General features: G+C 73.7%; 17 protein-coding genes. 5 read left to right on the top strand and 12 right to left on the bottom strand.

Features of this window, described 5'->3' with window-relative positions; all coding sequences use genetic code 11:
• The first annotated feature begins 185 nt into the window (after window positions 1–185).
• The gene (locus KRH_RS10030) at window positions 186–1,643 is read left to right on the top strand and encodes an MFS transporter (RefSeq protein WP_050738070.1); all 1,458 of its coding nucleotides are present in this window, start codon (window positions 186–188) and stop codon (window positions 1,641–1,643) included.
• Window positions 1,644–2,021: 378 nt separating this feature from the next.
• Window positions 2,022–2,279 carry a CPBP family intramembrane glutamic endopeptidase gene (locus KRH_RS12900; protein WP_231844718.1) on the top strand — a complete coding sequence of 86 codons (258 nt, stop codon included), beginning with the start codon at window positions 2,022–2,024 and terminating at the stop codon, window positions 2,277–2,279.
• 155 nt (window positions 2,280–2,434) lie between these two features.
• Here KRH_RS12900 and KRH_RS10040 read toward each other — a convergent pair whose 3' ends face one another.
• Window positions 2,435–3,664: an MFS transporter gene (locus tag KRH_RS10040; protein WP_012399098.1), complete on the bottom strand. Its 1,230-nt coding sequence runs from the start codon at window positions 3,662–3,664 to the stop codon at window positions 2,435–2,437.
• Between the two features lie 134 nt (window positions 3,665–3,798).
• Window positions 3,799–4,548, bottom strand: coding sequence for a rhomboid-like protein (locus KRH_RS10045; RefSeq protein ID WP_012399099.1), 750 nt, complete (start codon window positions 4,546–4,548; stop codon window positions 3,799–3,801).
• Between the two features lie 333 nt (window positions 4,549–4,881).
• Here KRH_RS10045 and KRH_RS10050 point away from each other — a divergent pair, with 333 nt between their 5' ends.
• Complete coding sequence (locus KRH_RS10050) at window positions 4,882–5,421, top strand: gluconokinase (RefSeq protein ID WP_012399100.1); 540 nt, start codon at window positions 4,882–4,884, stop codon at window positions 5,419–5,421.
• Between the two features lie 213 nt (window positions 5,422–5,634).
• On the opposite strand, the gene rlmC is transcribed toward KRH_RS10050, so the two are convergent.
• The gene (gene rlmC / locus KRH_RS10055) at window positions 5,635–6,771 is read right to left on the bottom strand and encodes a 23S rRNA (uracil(747)-C(5))-methyltransferase RlmC (RefSeq protein WP_012399101.1); all 1,137 of its coding nucleotides are present in this window, start codon (window positions 6,769–6,771) and stop codon (window positions 5,635–5,637) included.
• A gap of 322 nt (window positions 6,772–7,093) precedes the next feature.
• Here rlmC and KRH_RS10060 point away from each other — a divergent pair, with 322 nt between their 5' ends.
• Window positions 7,094–8,002: a hypothetical protein gene (locus KRH_RS10060; protein ID WP_226905825.1), complete on the top strand. Its 909-nt coding sequence runs from the start codon at window positions 7,094–7,096 to the stop codon at window positions 8,000–8,002.
• Here KRH_RS10060 and KRH_RS10065 read toward each other — a convergent pair.
• Window positions 7,971–8,240, bottom strand: a complete 270-nt coding sequence (locus tag KRH_RS10065) for a hypothetical protein (protein ID WP_012399103.1) — start codon at window positions 8,238–8,240, stop codon at window positions 7,971–7,973. The two genes, KRH_RS10060 and KRH_RS10065, sit on opposite strands and share 32 nt — an antisense overlap.
• A gap of 348 nt (window positions 8,241–8,588) precedes the next feature.
• Here KRH_RS10065 and KRH_RS10070 point away from each other — a divergent pair, with 348 nt between their 5' ends.
• Window positions 8,589–10,358: a hypothetical protein gene (locus KRH_RS10070; RefSeq protein WP_226905822.1), complete on the top strand. Its 1,770-nt coding sequence runs from the start codon at window positions 8,589–8,591 to the stop codon at window positions 10,356–10,358.
• A 219-nt stretch (window positions 10,359–10,577) separates the two neighbouring features.
• Here KRH_RS10070 and KRH_RS10075 read toward each other — a convergent pair whose 3' ends face one another.
• From KRH_RS10075 to KRH_RS10110, 8 genes are all read right to left on the bottom strand, one after another.
• Window positions 10,578–13,661, bottom strand: coding sequence for a hypothetical protein (locus KRH_RS10075; RefSeq protein ID WP_226905820.1), 3,084 nt, complete (start codon window positions 13,659–13,661; stop codon window positions 10,578–10,580).
• The gene (locus tag KRH_RS10080; RefSeq protein WP_012399106.1) at window positions 13,658–14,737 is read right to left on the bottom strand and encodes a DUF1839 family protein; all 1,080 of its coding nucleotides are present in this window, start codon (window positions 14,735–14,737) and stop codon (window positions 13,658–13,660) included. Before KRH_RS10080 ends, KRH_RS10075 begins: the two co-directional genes overlap by 4 nt.
• Window positions 14,734–15,675, bottom strand: a complete 942-nt coding sequence (locus KRH_RS10085) for a hypothetical protein (RefSeq protein ID WP_012399107.1) — start codon at window positions 15,673–15,675, stop codon at window positions 14,734–14,736. Before KRH_RS10085 ends, KRH_RS10080 begins: the two co-directional genes overlap by 4 nt.
• Entirely contained in the window at window positions 15,672–16,886 is a 1,215-nt protein-coding gene (locus KRH_RS10090) for an acyl-CoA dehydrogenase family protein (protein WP_012399108.1), read from the bottom strand. The genes KRH_RS10085 and KRH_RS10090 overlap by 4 nt, the downstream gene beginning before the upstream one ends.
• Window positions 16,879–17,133 carry an acyl carrier protein gene (locus KRH_RS10095; RefSeq protein WP_012399109.1) on the bottom strand — a complete coding sequence of 85 codons (255 nt, stop codon included), beginning with the start codon at window positions 17,131–17,133 and terminating at the stop codon, window positions 16,879–16,881. Before KRH_RS10095 ends, KRH_RS10090 begins: the two co-directional genes overlap by 8 nt.
• Window positions 17,134–17,234: 101 nt before the next feature.
• Window positions 17,235–17,645 (bottom strand): holo-ACP synthase, encoded by a 411-nt coding sequence (locus tag KRH_RS10100; RefSeq protein WP_012399110.1) that lies wholly within the window; start codon window positions 17,643–17,645, stop codon window positions 17,235–17,237.
• Window positions 17,642–18,808, bottom strand: coding sequence for an alpha/beta hydrolase (locus KRH_RS10105; protein ID WP_012399111.1), 1,167 nt, complete (start codon window positions 18,806–18,808; stop codon window positions 17,642–17,644). Before KRH_RS10105 ends, KRH_RS10100 begins: the two co-directional genes overlap by 4 nt.
• A complete protein-coding gene (locus KRH_RS10110; RefSeq protein ID WP_197524571.1) occupies window positions 18,796–20,469 on the bottom strand; it encodes a hypothetical protein in 1,674 nt (557 codons plus the stop codon). The genes KRH_RS10105 and KRH_RS10110 overlap by 13 nt, the downstream gene beginning before the upstream one ends.
• Window positions 20,470–20,814 lie beyond the last annotated feature (345 nt).

The following is a 20,814-nucleotide window of genomic DNA, read 5'->3' on the forward strand; positions in this document are numbered from 1 at the left end:
ATGCGCGTTCTGCAATATGTCGACTCGCTCCCCGACCGGCCGACACGCCCGGGCGCCTCGAAACGCGGGCGGGCCCGTGAGTACCATGGCGTTCTCCTGTGCCGCCGCTGGGAAACCCTCCCCGTGCCCTCCACGGACGCCGGAGTCCGCGACGGACCTTCCCCACGACCAGAGAGGTGGAGCGCATGTCCGCACCCTCGTCCCCGTCCGCCCCGCCACACGAGGAGGACGCCCCGGCAGCGGGCACACCCCGTGCGCTGCGCTGGATGGCCGCTCCCCCGGCGGCCCCGCGGCTGCCCGAGCAAGAGGTGGCGCGGCGCTATCCTCGGCTGCGGCTGCAGGTGTTCCTGGGGATCTTCATCGGCTACGCCGGGTTCTACCTGATCCGCAACAACATCTCGCTGATCGCTCCCCTGCTGCTGGCCCAGGGCACCATCAGCACCGTGGGGATCGGCATCATCGGCAACGCCGTGCTGCTGGCCTACGGCTTCTCCAAGTTCTTCTCCGCCACCATCTCGGACCGCTCCAACGCCCGGTACTTCCTGCCGATCGGCCTGGCGCTGTCCGCGGTGGCGAACCTGGTGGTCGCGTTCGTCCCGGCGGTCTCCGCGTCCGTGGCGCTGTTCGCCACCGTGATGTTCGTCAACGGCTGGGTGCAGGGCATGGGCTGGCCGCCGTGCGGGCGCGTGCTCGTGCACTGGTTCTCCACCACCGAGCGCGGCTGGAAGACCGCCATCTGGAACACCGCGCACAACGTGGGCGGCATGGGTGTGGGCGCACTGGCCGCCCTGGGCCTGGCGATCACCGGTGACTCCTGGCAGTCCGCGTTCTGGGTGCCCGCGATCGGCGCCCTGGTGGTGGCCGCCGTGGCCTTCGTGCTGGTCCGCGACCGTCCCGAGGCGGTGGGGCTGCCCCCGATCGAGGAGTACCGGGACGATCCCGCCAAGGTGGAGGCGGACCTCGGCGAGCTCGAGGAGAGCTCCTACTGGCGCATCGTGGTCAAGCACGTGCTGCTCAACCGCACCATGGTGTTCCTGGCCCTGGCCAACGTGTTCATCTACTCCCTGCGCTACGGCGTGCTCAGCTGGGCACCCACGTACCTCGCGGAGCACCACGGGATGTCCCTCGCGCAGGGCATCGCGGGCTTCTCCCTCTTCGAGCTCGCCGGGATCTTCGGCACCCTCGCGTGCGGCTGGGTCTCGGACAAGGTGTTCCACGGCAACCGCAGCTGGACCGGCATCACGTTCATGGTGGGCGTGGGCGTGTTCCTGGTGGCCTACTGGCTGGCCCCGGTGGGCACGCCGTACTGGCTGCTCATGGTGTTCCTGTTCTTCATCGGCGCGTTCATCTACGGCCCCGTGATGCTCATCGGCCTGCAGGCCCTGGACATGTCCGCGCGTCACGTGGCCGGCACTGCGGCCGGGTTCACCGGGTTGTTCGGCTACGTCTTCGGCGCCACCCTGGCCTCCACGGGCGTGGGCTGGGTCGTGCACGAGTTCGGGTGGGGCGCCACCTACGGGCTGCTCACCCTCTCGGTGGTCCTCACGGTGGTGCTGCTGCTGTTCGTGCTGCCCCGGGAGCGCCAGCTCATGGCCCACCACCGCTCCCTGAGCGGCTCGGACGCCCAGGACACCCGCCCCTGAGCCTGCCCGGGGTCGGACGGCGCACGCCCGTCGCGCCGTCCGGCCCCGCCCCCGCACCATCCCTCACCGCACCGCGGACGACGCCGCCCGGTCCGGTTCCGCACGCCGCGTCCGGGACCCCGGCCACCCCAGGATCAGAGGACATGACAGCACCGAGCGCCCCACGACCCTCGTTCACCGCCCTCGTCCGTGCCGAGGACCCCGCACGGCAGTGCTCCTGGCACGCCCGGGACACCGTGGCGGTGCTGGCCGTCCCCGCCATCTTCGCCGCGGGGTGGCTGGGCTCCGCCCTGGGGTCCTCCACCGTCCCTGGGCCCCACGGTCACGGCGCTCATCGAGGACTTCACGTTCCGCCACGCTCTGCTGCTGCGGCTGCCCGTGTGGGGCAGGGCCATGCCGGCCGCCGCGCTGGTGCTGGTCAACGCCCTGGTCTTCGGGCTGATCCACGTGAACAACGTCGACGGCCACTGGCTGCTGACCCTGTCCTACGCCGGCGCGGGCCTGGTGATGAACCTGGTGTACCTGTGGACGCGCAACATCTGGCCCGTGCTGCTCATGCACGCGCTGAACAACTTCCTGCTGGGCGGCCCGCTCACGGTGCTGCTCGTGAAGCTGCTCTCCGACGCCGTGGGCTGAGCCGCCCGCCCGGAGCGGCTCCGGCACGGCGGGCCCGGTGACGCCGCCGACCCAGGTCCCGGGCCACGCCCGCGCGGAGGCCCCACGGTCGACGACGCCGCACGCCCCCGTGACCCGCGCAGGGTCCGGGAGCGTGCGGCGTCGTTGCGTCGGGGTCAGGGGCGGGCGGCGTCGTTCGCCTCGAGCAGGTCGAGGTCGCGCACCTCGTGGCGGCGGCCGTAGGCCATGATCCCCAGGCACAGTGCGGCGATCACCGCGCCCGAGACGAACAGCCACGGGTAGCTGGTGAACTCGGAGACCAGGGCGAGCACCATGGGCACGAAGAAGCCGATGTAGGTCAGGGAGTAGAACACGGCGGTGAGCCCGGCGAGGTCGTCCGGGCGGGCGATCCGCTGGACCTCCTGCAGCCCGGACACCAGCACCAGCCCGTAGCCGCAGCCCAGCACCGCGGAGGCCAGCAGCACGAGGGCCAGGTTCAGGGTGGCCGAGGCCAGCACCGCGGCGAGCATTCCCAGGATCACCGCACCCATCCCCACGGCGAGGGAGCGGATGGAGCCGTCCCTATCAAGGCGCTTGCCCAGGGGCTGGATGAAGAACCCGAAACCCAGCCCCACCAGGCACATCAGCCCGGAGAAGGCGATGCCGTACCGGGGGCCCACCACGTCTGCCATGAGTGCGGGCAGGATCGCGTACGCGGAGGCCGCGCAGCCGAAGACCCACGGCGCGGAGGGCGCCACCACGAACCAGAAGCGGTGCTGCCGCGTGGCGGGGATCTTCAGGTCCGCCAGCAGCGGGCCGTGGGGGGCGGTGGCGTGGCGGGTCTCGGGAGCCCCGGCCACCAGGAACACGGCGGGCAGACAGATGAGCAGGTTGATCATGTACGGCAGAACGGTCTGCAGGGGCGCGAACTGCGCGAGGGCCGCGGCCGCCGCGGCCCCCAGGGCGAACCCGGCGGTCAGGGACAGCGAGGCCCGGCGGGCACCGGAGACCCGCTCCGGGTGCTCCTCGTAGGGCTTCTCCGACAGCTCCTTGATCCAGGAGGTCCCCACCGCCATGCCCAGGCCCAGGGCCAGACCGGAGAAGACCCGGCCCACGAACAGCACGAACAAGCTCTCGGCGCCCACGGCCAGCAGGATGCTGCCCACCATGGCCAGCACCGGGGCGGGGATCATCAGGGTGCGGCGCCCGTGCCGGTCAGACAGTGGCCCGCCGATCAGCAGCGCGGGCACGATGCCCAGCACGTATGCCGCCAGCAGCATGTCCACGGCCACCTGCTGGTAACCCTCCACGGTGCGGTACATGACCAGCAGCGGCGTGAACTCGTTGCCTCCCCACGCCACCGCCAGCAGCGCGGAGCTGACCCTCATCCAGGGCTTCGTTCTCATGCCGTCATTCCCTCGTCGTCGCCCTCGGCGGGTTCACCCGGGGCCAGTAGCCCCGGGCCCGCTCATTCTGTGTGCATGCTAGGTCAGGGTGCGGTAGGTCACAAAACTCGTCGGTAACCTGGCGTTGCCCGGGCTCAGTGCTCCATCCGGTAGAGCCGCCGGGCGCGGACCCGCGCCTCGTGGTGCACCGCGGCCTCCGGGCGCACGAGCGGGTAGGAGACGAAACCGAGCACGGCGGCCACGCAGTGCCCGATGGAGGACCAGTCGAGGTCCAGCAGCAGGCCCGCCGCGAGCAGCCCGACCAGCCCCCCGGCCCACAGCAGCCGACGGCGCAGCGGGCCCCGGTAGGTGGCCAGCGCGGCGAGCGCGCAGAACCCGTAACTCGCGCCCACGTCGATCAGCACGGGGGACGGCACGGGCAGCTCCGCGGTGCGGAACAGCCACACCTGCAGGTAGGCGACCGCCACGGTGGCACCGACGTGGCCCAGTACGAAGCCGGCCAGGACGCGCTGCCACCCGAAGCGGCGCTCCATGGGTGCGACCACCAGGCTGAAACCCACCCACCAGATCAGCAGCTCCGCGGGGGACACGTACATGGCGCTGCGCACCAGCACGGTCACGGGGTTGGTGCTGAGCTCGTGCAGGTTGGTGGACTGCTCCGCGAGGAACGCCTTGCGCAGGGGTTCCGAGGTGTTGGCCAGCAGCCACGTGGTGAACGTGAGCAGCACCAGGTACAGGTACGTGAGGGGCGCGTGGCGCACCCTGTCCTTGAGGGGCTCCCCCCGGCGCAGCCACCACGCGCTGATGCGGCGGAACCCGGGCCACGAGTGGTCCACGGCGTAGAGGAACCCCACCGCCAGCAGCACGATCGCGAGAGTGATCACTGGGCAAGTATGCGCTCGTGGTGCGCGCCCCGGCACCGGAGTGCCCCCGCCCGGGACACCGCGCCTCCCGCGGCGCGGCCAGGACGGTGGGCCGTCGGGGAGCGGAGGGCGTGCACGGGACGGCCCGGCGGCGCGGTCGCCCCGTCCCGTTCGGACACGCCCGTCTCGCACGGAGGCCCCCCGGCGTGGCAGGGTTACCGGGTGACCTCGTGGTCACGCACCGTCTGAGAGGAACACCGTGAACGACGACGACGTCCGCACCGGCCCCGCGCCCCGGGACCCTGCCGCACAGGGTCCGGCCGCACACCCGGCACCCACCACGGGGGCCGGGGCATGAGCCCGGCGCGCGAGCCGCTGCCGCCGCTCGTGGTGGTCATGGGGGTCTCCGGTTCCGGCAAGACCACCATCGGCACGCTCGTGGCGCACGAGCTGGGGGTCCAGTTCATCGACGGGGACAGCCTGCACCCCCTGGAGAACGTCCAGAAGATGGCCGCGGGCACCCCGCTGGACGACGACGACCGCTGGCCGTGGCTCGAGATCGTGGGGCGCACCCTGCATGAGCACGGCGAGCGCCGCGAGGGCCTCGTGGTGGCCTGCTCCGCGCTCAAGCGCGCCTACCGCGAGCGCATCCGCTCCCAGGCCCCGTCCGCACTGTTCCTGCACCTGGACGGCACCTTGGAGGTGCTGACCCGCCGCATCGAGGGGCGCAGCGGGCACTTCATGCCGGCCGCGCTGCTGGAGTCCCAGATCGAGACGCTGGAGCCGCTCGCCCAGGAGGAGGGCGGGTACGTGCTCAACATCGACCAGCCCGTCGCGGACATGGTGGACGACGCCGTCACCCGCCTCCGCGCGCTCGTGGCCGCGCAGTCCTGAGCACTCGGGCCTGAGCACCCTGCCCTGGACGCAGGGGCCCGGCCGGATCGTCCTGGCCGGACCCTCCCTGCGGGATGCCGCGGACCAGCGCCGCGGGGCCGGCCGGGCAGTCCGGCTCGGTGGCGAGGCGCGAGCCGCCGCCCGACCGGGGCGCGGCGGCGTCACCCGGGCCCGGCGGCGTCGTTCCCTGGCGCGCACCGCCCACGCGACCGCTCAGTCGCGCCGCAGCAGCACCGCCACCTCGTAGTGCCCGGTGTGGGGGAACATGTCCAGCAGCCGTGCCTCCACCGGGCGCAGGGACGGCATGCGAGCGAGGTCCCGCGCGAGGGTCTGCGCGTTGCACGAGGAGTACACCGCGTGGCGCACGGACGAACTCTCGAGCCACGCACACAGGGAGGCGTCCAGGCCGCGCCGCGGCGGGTTGACGACCGCGAGCTCCGGGGTGCCGGGCAGGTCCGCGGGGGTCGCGGCGGCGTCGTCGGCCAGGAAGCGCACGGAGCCCGGGCCGTCCTGCGGCAAGCCCATGGCCCGAGCCGTGTCCTGCGCGGAGGCCACGGCTTCTTCGGAGATCTCGGTGCCCACCACCTCGCGCCCGGGCCCCGCCACGTGCAGCGCGAAGCCGCCGACGCCGCAGTACAGGTCCCACACGCTCGCCGGCCCCACGGCGTCCACCCAGTCCGCGACCTGCCGGTACAGCTGCTCGGTCACGGCCGTGTTGGTCTGGAAGAAGGAGCGCGGCCGCACGCGCAGATCGATCCCGTTGAGGCGCATCACCAGCTCTGACTGCTCGCTCAGCAGGATCTCCTCGGGGCCCTCGAGCACGGCCTTGTGCTCGGGCTGGATGTTCACGGAAACCACGTCCGCGGCGGGCACCAGCTCGCGCAGCAGGTCCAGGTTCTCGGCGATCTTGGGCAGCTGGCGGGTGCTGCGCAGCACGAAGCGCACCATGAGCCGACCCTCGGGGCTGCCGGTGACGATCACGTGCTTGATCTCGCCGCGGCGCTTCGCGACGTCGTAGGGCAGCAGCCGCACCCGCCCGATGAAGTCCGCGAGCGCGTGCAGGGCCCGCGTGACGGGTTCGGGGTACAGCGGGCAGTCCCGGAGGTCCACGCCCGCGGCGCCGTCCAGGATGCCGAGCGCGGGCGCCCCCACCCGGCCCGCCACCACCATCTTGGCCTTGTTGCGGAACCCCTTCTCCGGCGATGCCACCGGCTCCAGCCACCGCGGCGCACCGTGGGCGTCCACGAGCTCCCGCACCAGCTCCTGCTTGCGCGCCAGCTGCCGCGCGTACGGCACCTCGATCACCGTGCAGGACCGGCACTCGCCCCGGTCGTAGTATCCGCATTCCACCCGCCCGAGTGTACGGTGGGCCCCGCCTGCCGGGCACGACGACGCCGCACTGCCGGGTCCCGCGGGCGGCACCCGGTGCACTGCCCCGTTCGTCCGCGTGGCGTGCCGTCCGCTACGGGGCAACGCCAGGGCCGCCCCCAATGTGCGGGCCGCGCCCGGGGCGAAGGCACGCACTCGCCCCGGGCCGCACCCACCGGGCGCGCGGCCCCCCGTCCTGTCCCCGTCCAGTCCCCGTGCGGTCCCCGCGATCCCGGCGTGTGGCGTGCGCCCGAGGATCGTGGCACCGTGAGGACACCCGCCGCCCATTTGGAGGACCACAGCCATGAGCACCCAGCGCCCCTCCCCCGCCGTGATGCGGGGCCGCACCGATCCCGCACAAGACGTGCGCCCGGTGGACTACACCTCGTGGCGCCCGTCCCCTGCGACCTCGGGGACCGCCGGGGAGGACGGAACGGGCACCACCGCAGCAGGGAACGCGGCAGAACGGGGTGCGGGAGCGGCGTCGTCCCCCGGGACACCCGGAGCTGCGGCCCACGTGGCGCCGGGCGGCACGCCCAAGCCGGGGCCCGGTCCGCGCCCGGCCCCCGTGGCCGCCGTGCGGGAGGCTCCCCGCGTGCTGACCGTGGACCCGCAGCTCGCGGCCATGGTTGCGCAGCTGCGGGCCGGGGTCACCCCGGTGACGGCCACGCCCCGGGACGCGTTCTACACCGTGGACTCGGGGCCCGCGCCGTCCCGGGAGCTGGACGTCCCCGCGGACGGTGTGGACGTGCGCGGAGTGTGGGACGTGGGCGAGGACGCCCTGCGGGCCGTCGTGGCGGACCCCGAGGACACGTGGACCGCGGACCTGGGCCGCACCGACTACTACGTGCGCGGCCAACTGTGCGTGCAGGTCACGCGCGCGCAGCACCGGGTGGTGGGGATCTACCGCAGCGGGTGGGCCGTGGCCCGCCGGCCGGACGAGACCTGGGCGGACACCCCCGACTCCCTGGAGCGCACGGGTGCCAAGCCCGGCGGCAGCGGCACGCGCTACCCCACCAACCGCCGGGAGCTGCTGGAACGGCTGCGCGCGGCGGGTTTCGAGGTGACCACCTCGGGGCCCACGCACGGCAAGATCACCCACCCGGACGTGCCCGGACGTTTCCTGCCGTTCTCCTCCACACCGTCCTCACAGCGCTACGGGCGTCACGTGGTCACCGCGGTCAAGCGCGTGTTCGGCATCGACGTGCGGTGAGCCGGGGCAGGGCCAGGTACGCCATGAGCGCCCAGAACACGATGCTGTAGCCCACGAGCGTCCAGACGCTGTCCACGCTGCGCAGGATCACCACCGCGAACACGAAGATCAGCACCATCACGAGGCCGAAGAAGATGTTCTCCACCACGTCCATGCCGAGGCCCCTGCGGCGGCCCTGGACCTTCTCGGGTGGGCGCCGGTACTCGGCGGGCCGGCGCGGCGTGTCGTAGTGCTTCATGCGAAAAGCCCTTCCCCGGGGCTCCCGTGGCGGGATCCGTGCCTGGCTCGGGCTGCGGCACCGGCCGCCCGGGGCGTGGGACCGCACCGGGCGCCGTCGCCGTCCCGGTGCGATCCCAGGCGACCGCGGTCGCCAGGGCCCGGTGCCGCACCGCCCGGCACCCAGGAACTGCCCCCACATCGGGGGACCACTGCACCAAAGTGGGGGCGAGATCTCCGGAGGGCCGCACCGCGCGAAGAAGTTAGGCTGAGTACGTACATCAGCGCCGAGTCCGCGCCACCGACTGGGGGAGAGACGGTGGACCACCGCGGGCGGACGGCGACGCTCGTCTTGTCGGGGGAGAATTCATTGTTCAGCTTTTCAGGTCCGGGCCGACCGCTGCGGTCCCTGCTCACGGCGTCCTCGAACGCGGCAGGGCCCCGGCACGAGGCCCTCGACGCCGGAGTGACCCACGGCTGGATCCCGGCCGGGCAGCGGTGGCTGGCCGTGCACGTGCACGAGCCCGCCGAGCCGTCCCGGGGTGCTGCGGTGGTCCTCGCCGCGCCGCCGGGCCGGGAGCGGGTCACCATGAACCGCACGGTCGTGCACACCGCCCGGGCCCTGGCCGCGGACGGCTGGCGCGTGGTGCGCTTCGACTGGTCCGGCACGGGCCAGAGCCCCGCCACCGAGGACTGCTGCGACGCCCGGCTCTGGGAGCAGGACCTGCGGGTCGTGCGGGACTGGGCCGGGGCGGACCAGCCCGTGCGCGGGGTGGCGTTCAGCGTCGCGGGGGCCTACATGGCCGCGGACGAGGACTCCGCGTGGCTCGAGCGCGTGCTGCTGGCGCCGGTGTCCGGCAAGCAGTGGCTGCGCCACCAGAGCGCCCTCCGGCGCATGGCCGGTTCGACCCTGCCGCCCAGGGACACCGAGGGCACCGAGCTCATGGACCTGCAGCTGTGCGCGGAGGGCGCCGCGGCGGTCAGGACCGTCCCCACCCCGGTCGAGGACCCTGCACGAGGGCTGGTCGTGCTGCCCGAGGAGAGCACCGGCCCCCTGCCCCTGGACGTCCACCCCCGCGTGGCCACGGTTCCCGGCGGTGTGACCCGCGCGGTGCTCACGGCCCTCGGCCCGCACGCACCGGCCCGGGGCACCGCCGCGCCCGAGGACGCACCCGCGCCGCGTCCCGCCCGGAGCCTGACCGTGGACGTCCACGGCACGCCTGTGCGGCTCATCCACACCACGGTGGGCCGGGACGAGCGCCCCGCGATCCGCACGGAGCCCGTGGAGCACACCGCGCAGGCCCCCGGGCTGGCGCTCGTCTCCCCCGGCTCGGACGTCATGGAGGCCGCGAGCGGACTGTGGCTGCACACGGCGCTGCTGGCCTCGGCACGCGGCGCGGTCTGCCTGCTGGCCGAGCGCTCGGACACCGGCGAGCTGGTGGACCACGCCCTCACCCGCGACTCCAACCCCTACGCCCGCCACACCGTGGTGGAGTGCCGGGAGCTCGTGGAGCAGCTCGCGCGGCTCACGGATGGTGCCCTGAGCGCGGCCGGGATCTGCCTGGGCGCCTGGGGTCTCGTGGCCGCCGCACCGGAGCTTCCTGCCGAGGTGAGCGAGCGGCTGACCCTGCACGTGATCAACAACGTGGCGTGGCAGCGCGAATCGTGGCGGTACTGGCGTCAGGGGCTGCGCAGCGGACCGCTGGCACCGCGGCTGCCCGGCGACGAGCCGTCCGCGCAGCCGACGGCACCGCAGCAGGACGACGCCGCCCCGCGCCCCCTGAGCCGCGTGCTCCTCTCCCGCGCGGGCAGCGTGGGCCGCACGGTGGTCCGCGGCACGCGCGCACGGGCCCACAACGCCTCCCCGCGGCTCAACTCGCTCGCGGCCACCGCGGGGATCATCGACGTTCCGCAGCCCGCGCTGCGTCGGCTCTCCCGCGTCCCCGGCCTCACTGTCAACGCGGTGTTCGGCCCCGCCGACGCCGCCCACTGCGGGGTCAGGGAGGCCACCCGGGAGGGGCGCTCGGCCATGGTGCTGCTGGAGCCGCTCGACCACTCGGTCTTCGCCACGGCCTCCCGGCACACGCTGTGCCGGTACGTGGTGGACGAGGTCGCGCCCCAGTCACCCGCCGAGCACTGACAGCTCGCTCTGCGGCTCCGCCGGCCCACGATGGGCCCGCGGCAGGGTGTCAGGAGCTGCGTGTCCGGACACCTGCCCGACGCAGGTTCTTCCCCGCGAGCGCGGGTCAGCAGGCCGTGAACCACGGCCCGTGGGCTGAGCGTCCCAGCCCACGGCTACGGCCCACGCGCCCGGGCCCGCACGTTCGACGCCGCCGGGAGCCACCGGGACAGGCCGCGGTCACTCGCCGGCCACCGTCACGGGAGCGGCGTCCAGCGCGCGCACCACGGTCCCCCGGCGCACGGCGTCCGTGGCCTCACCGCTGACGGGCAGGTGCAGCGTCTCCCCGGGCAGCAGGTGCACGTAGCCGTCCTCGGCCACGGCGGGGGCAACGTCGGCAGCCGCGGCGGCCGGTGCACGGTTCCCGGCGGTCCCGCCACCGGGCACGGCCGGTGCGGCACCCTCGGGATCGTCCTCGGGAGCACCCACGGGAAGGTCCAGCGCCACGAACCGCGCGAGCCGTTCCGCGCTGACCGCCACCGCCCACGAACCGTCCTCGTTCCGGTGCCACCGAGCGCGCAGCCCGGGGTCCTCGGGGTCGTTCCGGCGCGGACCGCCACTGAGGTGCACGTCCCGCGCCAGGGCGTTCCCGGAAGCGTCGAGCAGCACGGCGCCGACGGCGTCGAACTCCCGTTCCCCGAAACCGTAGGCGTGGTCGAGGTCCCGGAACGTGCCGTCCGCGAGGTCCGCTCGGACCGTGATCCCGCCGCGGGCGGGGACCGTGACCGGCACGTCGATCGGGGGCAGGCTCCCGCCCCGGACCGTGGCCACGGTGAGCTGCAGCGTGGCGTCCAGGGGCTCGGCGCCGTCGTTCCACACGTGGGCGGGCAGCCCGTCACCGCCCGCGGGCACAAAGCACACCGCGACCGGCGCGCACGCCCGGCGCATTCCGTACCACGCCGCGGTGGGTCGACCGGTGACGTCCAGGACGCCCCACCCCGCCCCCGGTGCGGTGGACGCCGCCGCGAGCACGAGGGCTCCCCGGCACGGCGAGTCCGCGGCACGCCACTGCGCGAAGCTGCGCTGGAACACGTGGGCCAGGGCCGCGCGCTCGTGCTCGAGCACCTGCGCGTGACCCCCGAGAGCGCCGGCCTCGGCGGGGCGCGCGGGAGCCGCCAGGGCGGCGTCGGGATCGCTGTCCCGGTCGAGGAACAGCCGGTGGACGTACGTGGTGGTGGTGTCCTCGAAGGTCCAGGCCGCGCCCGGATCGCGGGCCAGACCGCGGCGCCAGGCGGCGGCACCGGCGGGCGTGTCCAGCGGCCCGTCCGTGCCGAACTGCGCCCGCACCACGGCGGGCTCCGGGGGCACGGCGAAGGCGAGCGCCTCGGCGGCGAAACGCACCCCGCGCGTCACGGCGTCCTCGAGCGGACGGCCGTACGCACCCACCCCGAAGTAGTGGCACACGCCGTCCGCGGCGTCCACCGGGGATCCCGCGGGCACACCGGACGACGACGCCGCGCCGCCCGCCTGCTCCGGCGTGGCCAGCGGTGCGCCCGCGCCCTCGGGCGACAGCAGCGCAGCGTCCCGGATGTCTCCCGTGAGCGGGGCATCCTCGTGCTCGGCAAGGGTCTCGTTCGGGGTCCGACACCCGGCCGGTGCGTGCTCACTCGCCGCCCGGTCGCGGGCAGACTCGTAGGCGGCCGCGGCGGCGTCGAGCTGGGCGTCGGAGCACGGCGAGGAGGGCACCACCACCGCGTCCGCGAGCGCCTCCCCCACCGCGGTGGGGACGTCGTGCAGCAGCACCTCGGGGGTCCACTGCTCGGCGGGCCGGCCCGCGAGCACGGGGGCCTGGATCACCTCGGTGCCGCCGGAGACCACCGCGGTGGACGGGTGGGCGCCCAGCCGCGCGGCGAGCGAGCGCACCTCTGAGCGCAGCCCCTCCCGCCAGTGGGGCTCGTCGGGCGGGTCGAGGGGCCCGAGGGCGACGTCCTGCCACACCATGAGGCCCAGCTCGTCGCACGCCCGGTGGAAGTCCTCGCTCTCGTAGCAGCCGGTTCCGGGACAGCGCAGCATCGTGAGTCCGGCCGTCCGCAGCCGCTGCAGCACCGCGCGGGTGCGCCGCGGGTCCGCGGCCGTCTCGAAGGGGTCGCTGCCGGTCCACACCGCACCGCGCACGAACACGGGGACCCCGTTGACCCGCAGCGCCAGGCCGCGGTGCTCGGCGTCGCGGTGCTCGGCGCTCACGGTGCGGAACCCCACGGTGGTCTCGGTGTGCTCGCCCCCCACACCCACGCGCACCCGGTACAGGCTCTGCCCGCCCATGCCGTGGGGCCACCACAGGTCCGGCTCCGGCACCCGGACGGCCACGGTGACGGTCCCGTCCGAGGCGCGGTCCCCGGAGGTGACCGTGTGCTCGAGGCGGACCACGGTGTCGTCGTCCGCGTCCGCGCGGGACACGACGACGCGCACGGTCGCCCCCGCGGGCTCCGCGTCCGGCTCTGGTCGGGCGGCCTCGCGAAGTGTCTGGTCCGGAGAGTCGCCGGGCGGCGCGGCAGGGCTCGTGCCGGAGGGGACGGTGCTCGGAGCGGGCTCTGCGGATGGCGCGGATGCCGGGGCGGTGGCAGCGGCGACGCGGGACACCAGGCGCACGCTCACGAGGCCCGCACCGTCCTCCGCCACCCGGGCGCTCACGGTGCACGAGGAGAGGTCGAGGGGTGCGGTGGAGGGCTCAGCCCGTGCGGTGAGGCCTCCCCAGGGACCCAGCACGGGGCGCGCTCCGGGCCAGTCGATGAAGCCCACGAGCGGGGTGCGCCGCCACCGCACGGAACGCTCGGGCACCAGCGGTGAGAGCCACCGGGCGCGGGGGCGGCGGGGAACGGCCACGCTCGTGGTCGGCTCGATGCGCAGCACGACCTCGCACGCACCGGCGGGCAGCTGCACAACGACGTCCCACGGAGTGAACGCGGTCTCCGAGACGTGCACCTCGCGTCCGGCCACGAGCAGACGGGCCACCGTGGCCACACCCGCGGAGCGGAAGCGGTATGGGCCGCCGGGGGTCACCACCCGGGTGCGGTACTCCCACGCGGTGTCCCCGCAGCCAGCGCGCAGCTGCGCATCCACGGCGTCCTCACCGAGGACGTCGCGCAGCGCGCCGCTCACGGTGCCGGGCACGCGCGCCGGGATCCCCCCGCCGGCCGGGTCGGCGAGCGCCGGGTCCGGGGCATCCGCGACGGTCCCGTCGGGGTCGTGGCGGCGCAGCGTCCACCGGGCGTCCGCCAGGACGTCGGCACCGGCCGCGACGTCCGCCCCCGGCACGCGCGTCACTCCCCGAAGCCCAGGGCGTCGCGCACGGCCTTCGTGGCGGCGTCGTACCCCGCCACGAAGGCCGCCGACGAGGCGTCCACGCGCGGGGTGCGTCCCGACGCCGCCCGGGCCAGCTGGAACTGCAGCGTCTTGGCCGCGCCCGCGGCGTCGTCGAAGGCCTCCGCGGCCTCCCGCAGCCGCTCCGGGCAGAGGTCGCTCGGCCAGGCCTGCGCCCCGTCCGCCAGGAACCGGCACACGTGGGCGGCCAGACCGGCGGTGAGCCCCGCCTGCCGGGTGGTCGCGAAGGAGTAGACGTGGAAGTACGGCAGACCCCGCTCGGCCAGCACGGGCAGCTGCGCGCGGATCGAGTCCACGAGCCGCCGGGCCGGGCTGTCCGAGGGCGCGCGGCGCAGGTGGGCCCGCACGAGGCCCACTCCGCGCCACCACAGCTCCTGCTCCGACAGCCGCCGCATCCCGTCCAGGCGCACGAGCTCCACGTACGGGTACGGCACCGACCCGCCACGCATCGCGGGGCCGAGGGTGTGCTCCAGGTCCTCCCCGCCCAGCACGTGGACGCCGTCGTTGTGCAGGTACACGAGCTCCCCCGCGAGCGGGTCCAGGCGCAGCGGCACGATGGAGGTCTTGGTGTGCTCCAGGCCGTAGGAGACGCCCTCGGTGTCCGGGAGGTGGAACGCGTCCACCTCCACCACCAGGGCGTCCCCCCGGGACATGGCCAGCTGCAGGTGCTCCCCCAGCGGACGCCAGGTGTCGTACTCCCCCACCGTGAGGCCGTAGAGGCACTCGAGGTCCTCCTGGCGCGGCTTGAGGAACTCCCACTGGTCCCCCAGGAAATCCGCGCTGAACGCGGCCCCCAGCATGGGCACGGGATCCAGACCGAGAACCGCGGTGAGCCCGATCCACACGTCCATGTAGCAGTTGGTGGGTGACCACGGCTCCGCTGGGTCGTGCAGCACGGAGCGGCGCGCGTTCGCCGGTGTCAGCGACTCGCACCCCCGCACCGCGAGCACCTCGGTGCCGAACGGGTGCTCGGCGCCCGCCGGGACGACGACGCCGCGGGACTCGGTCACGGCGGTCATAGCAGACCCAGCTCCGTGCGCACCCCCGCGGGCCACGCGGCCACGTCAAAGCCGTGGACGGAGGCCAGCGCCAGCGCCACGCGCTCCAGGCCGAAGCCGAAGCACGCGGAGTGGGCCACGGCGCCGTCGGCGGTGTGCAAGTGGAAGGCCTCGCCGAAGTGGTCCTCGTGCAGGTTCGCCGAGGCGATCGCCGTGGGGTGGCCCGGGTAGACCTCCGTGAGGATCTCGAACTTCAGCTGCGCCTCGCGCTGACCCGCGCTGAGCAGCTTGCCCGCGCGGCCGAAGAACGGGTCGTTGGCGGTGTCCGCCTCCACGGTGAGACCCAGCGCGCGCAGCAGCTCGGTGCCCGCGGCGAGCCACTTCTCACGGTGCTCCTGGGCGTCCTGGGGCGTGCCGATGCGCACGGCCTCGAACATCCGGAACGTCACGAAGCGCATGGGGTCCGGGCTGGGCTCGTGGCGGTAGCACTCCCCCATGAGCTCGTACACGGAGCCGTCCACCTGCGAGCCCTCGAGGTACGCGTAGAGCGGGTGGCACACGGCCGGGACCAGGGCGTGGCCGGCCGGCGAGAGCTCGGCGGGCCAGTCACCGCCCTCCTCGTACATGGCCAGCAGCCTGCGGTGGGCCTTGTTGTCCCCCTCGAACGCGGAGATGGTCCCCAGCAGCTGCGGGAAGGACGCCACGTAGTCGGTGCGCTCCAGCAACCGCGTTCCGTTGACCGGGGGGAAGCGCAGCCGGCGCGAACCGGCCTCCGGCGTCAGCTCCCTGGCCACCCGGCGTGCCGCGGCGGCGATGCCCTGCACCACGTCCTCGGCCTGCGGGCCCAGCCCGGTCACGCCGTCGCCCAGCGTGGGCAGCAGCCAGTCGTTGGCCTCCAGCCCGGCGCGGAACGTGTCCTGCTGGCGGGTGAGGTCCTGGTGGGTGTCGGTGATGGTCATCGTTCTCCCCTTGAGACGAGTTGCAAGGTGGCGGTGTGCTGCAGGATGCGGTCGTTGTTGACCATGACGGAGGGTCCGATGCTGTCCCGGTAGAGCCGGGCCAGGCTGACCGGCGAGTGGTTGGCGAAGGCCGTGATGCCCACGATCACCAGGGCGTCCCCCACGATCCGGCGCACCGCTTCCGCGCCGGAGACCTTGAGGGTGTTCATGGCGATGGCGAACGGCATGGACTCGCACGCGGCCGGGTCCTCGTACGCCGCCTCGTAGCGGGCCACGGAGGCGCGCACCACGTCCGTCATGGACTGCAGCTGCACCTCCAGCTCGGCGAGGCGCAGGGCCGACGGTGGAGGGGTGCCCGGGGTCTTGCGGGCCGCCTTCTGCACCACGGACCGGGCCGTGAGACCCGCCTGGGTGGCCATGCCCAGCCACGCCGAGGCCCACAGGCAGTGGGCACCCGGCAGCATGGTCCGCGCCGAGATGGTCTCGAACGGGACCGTGAACACGGCGTCCGCCGGGGTGGTGGCCTCCAGCTCGAAGGACTCGGAGCACGTGCCCCGCATACCTAGGGCGTCCCAGCCGCGCTGCCGCTCCAGCTGCAGGTCCTGGGACTCGACCACGAGCAGCACCTGGTCGCTCGACGCCGCCTCCTCGCTCGCGCGCGCCGTCACCAGGATGGCGTCCGCGTACGCGCCGTAGGAGATCACGGGGCACGTCTTGTGCAGGTGCACGCGGCCCTCCCCGGCCGGACGCACCGCGCACGTGGAGGAGCGGGTGTTGCCCCCGATGTTCACCTCGGTGGTGGCGGAGGCCAGCAGCAACCCCTCCGAGGCCACTCGGCGGGTGAACTCGCGCAGGTACCCGGTGTCCGCGTGCCGGGTCAGGCACAGCGTCTGCGAGTGGTGCATGGCCAGGATCATGGCGGTGGAGGTGCACTCGCGCCCCACGCGCTCCAGCATCCGGCACAGCTCGGTGATGCTCCACCCCAGCCCGCCGTCCGCCTCGGACATGGGCGCGCCCAGCAGTCCCTGGGCACGGGCCTCGTCGATCGCCTCCCAGGGGAAACGACCCTCCTCGTCCACGGCGGCCGCGAACTCGCGGGCCACCCGGGCCACGGCCTCCGCGCGGGCGGCGTTGCGCTGCGCGCGGTCCTCGCCCGGGGTCTCCTCCCGCGGCATGCGGGAGGAGTCGGTCAGCACGGTGGTCTCAGTCATTCTGGATCGCCTCCACGGCCTCGGTGATCGACCGCACGGACGTGAACGTGGCCTTGGTGAGCCGCTCCTCGGGAAACTCGATGTCGAACTCGTCCTCGAGCCCGAGCATCACGTTCACGGAGGCGTGGGAGGTCATCCCCGCGCGGTACAGGTCCGCGTCCGCGGCAATGGCCTGGGCGTCCTCGGAGAGCTTGCCCTGATCGGCCAGGACGGAGCGGACGGTGGTCTCGATGGCGGTCGAATCCATGGTGTGAACCTCTTTCGGTTGATCTGGTGATTCTTCTGCTCCGCGGACCCGCCCTCTCTGCGGTTCCTGCGGTGGTGTGTGGGTGGCGGACGGCGGGGCCGTCACTGCGCGGTGGCGCACGCCACGGCCATGGCGAAGCCGCCGTCGTGGGACGTGCTGAGGCTCCAGTGCCGCAGACCCGCGCGGTCGGCGAGCAGCGCGGCCTCCCCGCGCAGCTGCACGGCGGGCACGCCGTGGGCGTCGGAGCGGATCACGATCTGCGGCCAGGCCACGGCGTCCCGGGTGCCGGGCCGCAGCACCTTGAGCACGGCCTCCTTCGCGGCGAACCGCCCGGCCACGGACTCCGCGGACGGCGCGCCTCCCCCGGCGGTGAGCGCCGAGACCTCCTCGGGCGCGAGCACGGCCCGCAGGTAGCGCTCCCCCCGGTGCGCGATGGCCTCGGCCACCGGCGCCACTGCCTGCAGGTCGCAGCCCACGCGGGGTGCGCGGGCGGCGTCGTGCGCGGCCGTCACGGCTTGTCCCCGGAGGTCACATCCGTGAACTGGGGAGCCACCGAGGGCTGCGGGGCGGTGGTCCTCAGCCCCGTGCGCTCCGCCCAGCGGCCCAGTGCCACGACCGCGGCGGGCCGCCAGCACCCGAAGACGTGCCCGCCGTCGCACTCGCCCGCACGGCCGTACTCCGTGTACTGGTGAGCGATGCCCTGGGACTCCAGCTCCCGCGCGAACGTGGCGGTGGTGTCCCGCAGAGCGGGTTCGATGTCCCCCTCCTGGCCGTTGCCCGTGCCTGCGAACAGCTGCACGTGGACGTCCGAGAGCCTGGAGCTCTGCGAGAGCGGGTCGTGGGCGCGCCACTGCTCCTCCGTGGTGGTGGTGCCGTCCCCGAACACCGCGTCGGTCTCACCCGTGGACTGCCGGGACGCCTCCACCAGGTTGTTCTTGGCGGCGCCCGAGGACAGGTCCAGCAGACCGGAGAGGCTGACGGCCTCCCCGAACAGGTCCGGGCGCTCCTCGGCGTAGCGCACCGCGCCGTAGCCGCCCATGGAGTTGCCCAGGACGACCCGGTGCTTCCGGTCCGCGGCGGTGGGCAGGTGCGCGTCGACCCACGGCACCAGTTCCTTGAGATGGAACGTCTCCCAGTTCTGGGCACCCGTGTCCTGAGTGGCCCAGTCGGTGTACCAGCCCTGCTGCCCTCCGCTCATGACCACCGTGATCACCGGGAGGTTCTGCGTGAGCTGCTCCGCGTGTCCCTCGTCGTACCACTGCAGGGCGGAGGCGTCCGGGGAGCTGCTGCCGGGCAGCATGTACACCACGGGGTAGCGGGTGGAGGGGTCGTAGTTCTCGGGGGCGATCACCACCACGGACTTCCGGCCCCCCAGCGCGTCCGGGGACACGGCGTCCGTCTCGACCGTCAGGTCCACCGCGCGCTGCGAGAGCCGCCGCGCCGCGGTGACGGTGATGCCGTGGTCCTGCGCCCGCAGCGCCTCCGGGTCACCGAACCCCGCGTCCTTCACGGCCTGGGTGTCGTACAGGCCCGACGAACTCGACGCGGTACCGTCCGGGCTGCCCAGACCGCACCCGGTGAGAAGGGTGGCCACCACGGCGCACCCGGCCAGCACACGTAGACCCGAACCCCGGGAGCCGTCGACCCGTGACCCGGAACGTCTCATGCCGCGCATGGAACCACCTCTTCCGCGGGGTACTGGCTCAGGCCCAGGGCGGCGTCGATGATCTGCAGCGCGGTGAGCCGTGAGGCGTGCGCCTGCAGCGAGTGGTCCAGCGCCGGGACGTGGGCCACCTTGATCCGCCGCCCCTGACGGCGCAGCCGGGCCAGGCCCTCCTCGCCCCGCTCCTGCTGGAAGAGCAGGCCGTCCTCGGGGCCGAAGTAGAAGGCGACCTCCGCACCGCGGGAGGCGTACTCCATGACCACCTCGGGCACGTTGGGAATGCTGCGGCGGCCCAGGACGAGCCACGCGAGGTAGGGCATGCGGCGGCGCACCCGGTCCTTGGCACGGGTGCGCCAGCCGGCGTTGACCTCCACGTCGCTCATGGTGCGCAGCTGCTCGAGCACCGCGTCCACGTCCCAGTTGCGGTAGAGCTTGTCGTAGTAGGTTTCCGCGGCGCGCCACGCCACGTTGTTGAGCACCACGCGGCTGGTCATCGCACTCGTGGGCGGGGCCATGGCCACGAGCCAGCCCCCCACGCACAGTCCGGCTCCCGTGACGTCCTCCCCGGTGCGGTCCCGGAGCCAGGCCGCCCCGAGGTCCAGGTCCATGACGCCCTCACCGGTGTAGGGGTTGACGTCCTTGACCTCGTCCAGTCCCGCACCGTCCCCGCAGTGGTGGCGCTCGATGCGCATCGCGGGCACGCCCCGGGCCGCGAGACGGCGAGCCTGCACGGTCCACAGCCCGGTGGGGCCGTCCTTCGGATCGGCCGAGGGCGGCGCGAGCAGCGCAGCTCCCGCACCCGTGCCGTGGCGTCCCACGGGATGGGTGTAGGAGGCCGGCATGCCGTCCAGGCCCAGCTCCAGCAGCTCCTCCTCCACGTCCACGCCGAACTCGGCCACATGGAACCGGGCCGAGGTCACCGGCCGCCACCCGCTGACGTCCGCCCACTCGTCGCGCGGCCGCTGCGTGGGCCCGGAGTCCTCCAGCCGCTCGACGAGGGCGGCGATCGCGGGCGGACACGCCTTCGCGTAGATGGCGGCCACCCCGTAGAGCTTTTTGGCCACGGTGCGGTCCTCCTCGCGCACCGGGACGAGCCCGGGGGTGGAGAGTTTGCGGGGGTCGGGCAGCGCGCGGATGGCCCCGGCCTCGGCATTCGTGAAGTGCGCGCCCCCGATCTCCACGCCGTCCTCCACCACAGGAGGCAGGTCGAGACCACTGGCGCGCCTCAGTCCCGTGTACTGGCGCATGTAGACGGCGCCGGAGACCGGCTCCCACAGCACGCGGCGCTCGAAGGGGAGCGGGGACGTGGCCAGCACGGCCGCACCGATCCGCAGCCCGATCCCGTGGACCGGCAGCTCGGGGCCCACGAGCTCACGCGACGCACGGTGGGCCACCTCGAGATCCCGGTGCCACACGGCCACGGGGTCGCTGCCCGCGGGGCGCTCCCCCGACTCGGAGGTCCCGCTCCACGCGAGGCGCAGCACGAGCCAGCCCGCCTGGGCAGCCCGCGCGGCCACGAGGCGCATGCTGCGGTGGCTCACTACCTCCTCCCGCGCCAGTGCCGGTGCCACGATCACCGCGCCACGCACTTTCTCGTCCTGCGGACCGTGGACCCACGCGTGAATGGTGTGCCCGTCCCCCGTCAAAAAACTTGCCTGCCCGGCAATACGCATGAATTCTCCCCAGTTCTGCTCCGGATGCACCTCAGCCGTACACCGTTGCCCCTGCCCCGCCGTCACGACGGTCACTCCTCCACGAACGGATCCCCCACCGCCACCGGCGGATTCTTGCCCCGGACCCGCGTTCCCCCGCGGAAGTCGTGCAGCTTTGCACTCATAAAGCATAGCCAGGAAGTTCACAGATGGGCCGAGGGGCGGCGTCCCCTAATGTGTGGTTTTTCATTGACACGACTGTTTTTCCCGCTCCCACCAGCGCGTTTGTGCGGTTGTACCTATATGAGCCCACACAGATTTGTGGTCATTCCGGAGTTGCATGCTTTGCGGCGTGATTATGATGGC

It is taken from the genome of Kocuria rhizophila DC2201 (genome assembly GCF_000010285.1).
Taxonomy (GTDB): domain Bacteria; phylum Actinomycetota; class Actinomycetes; order Actinomycetales; family Micrococcaceae; genus Kocuria; species Kocuria rhizophila_A.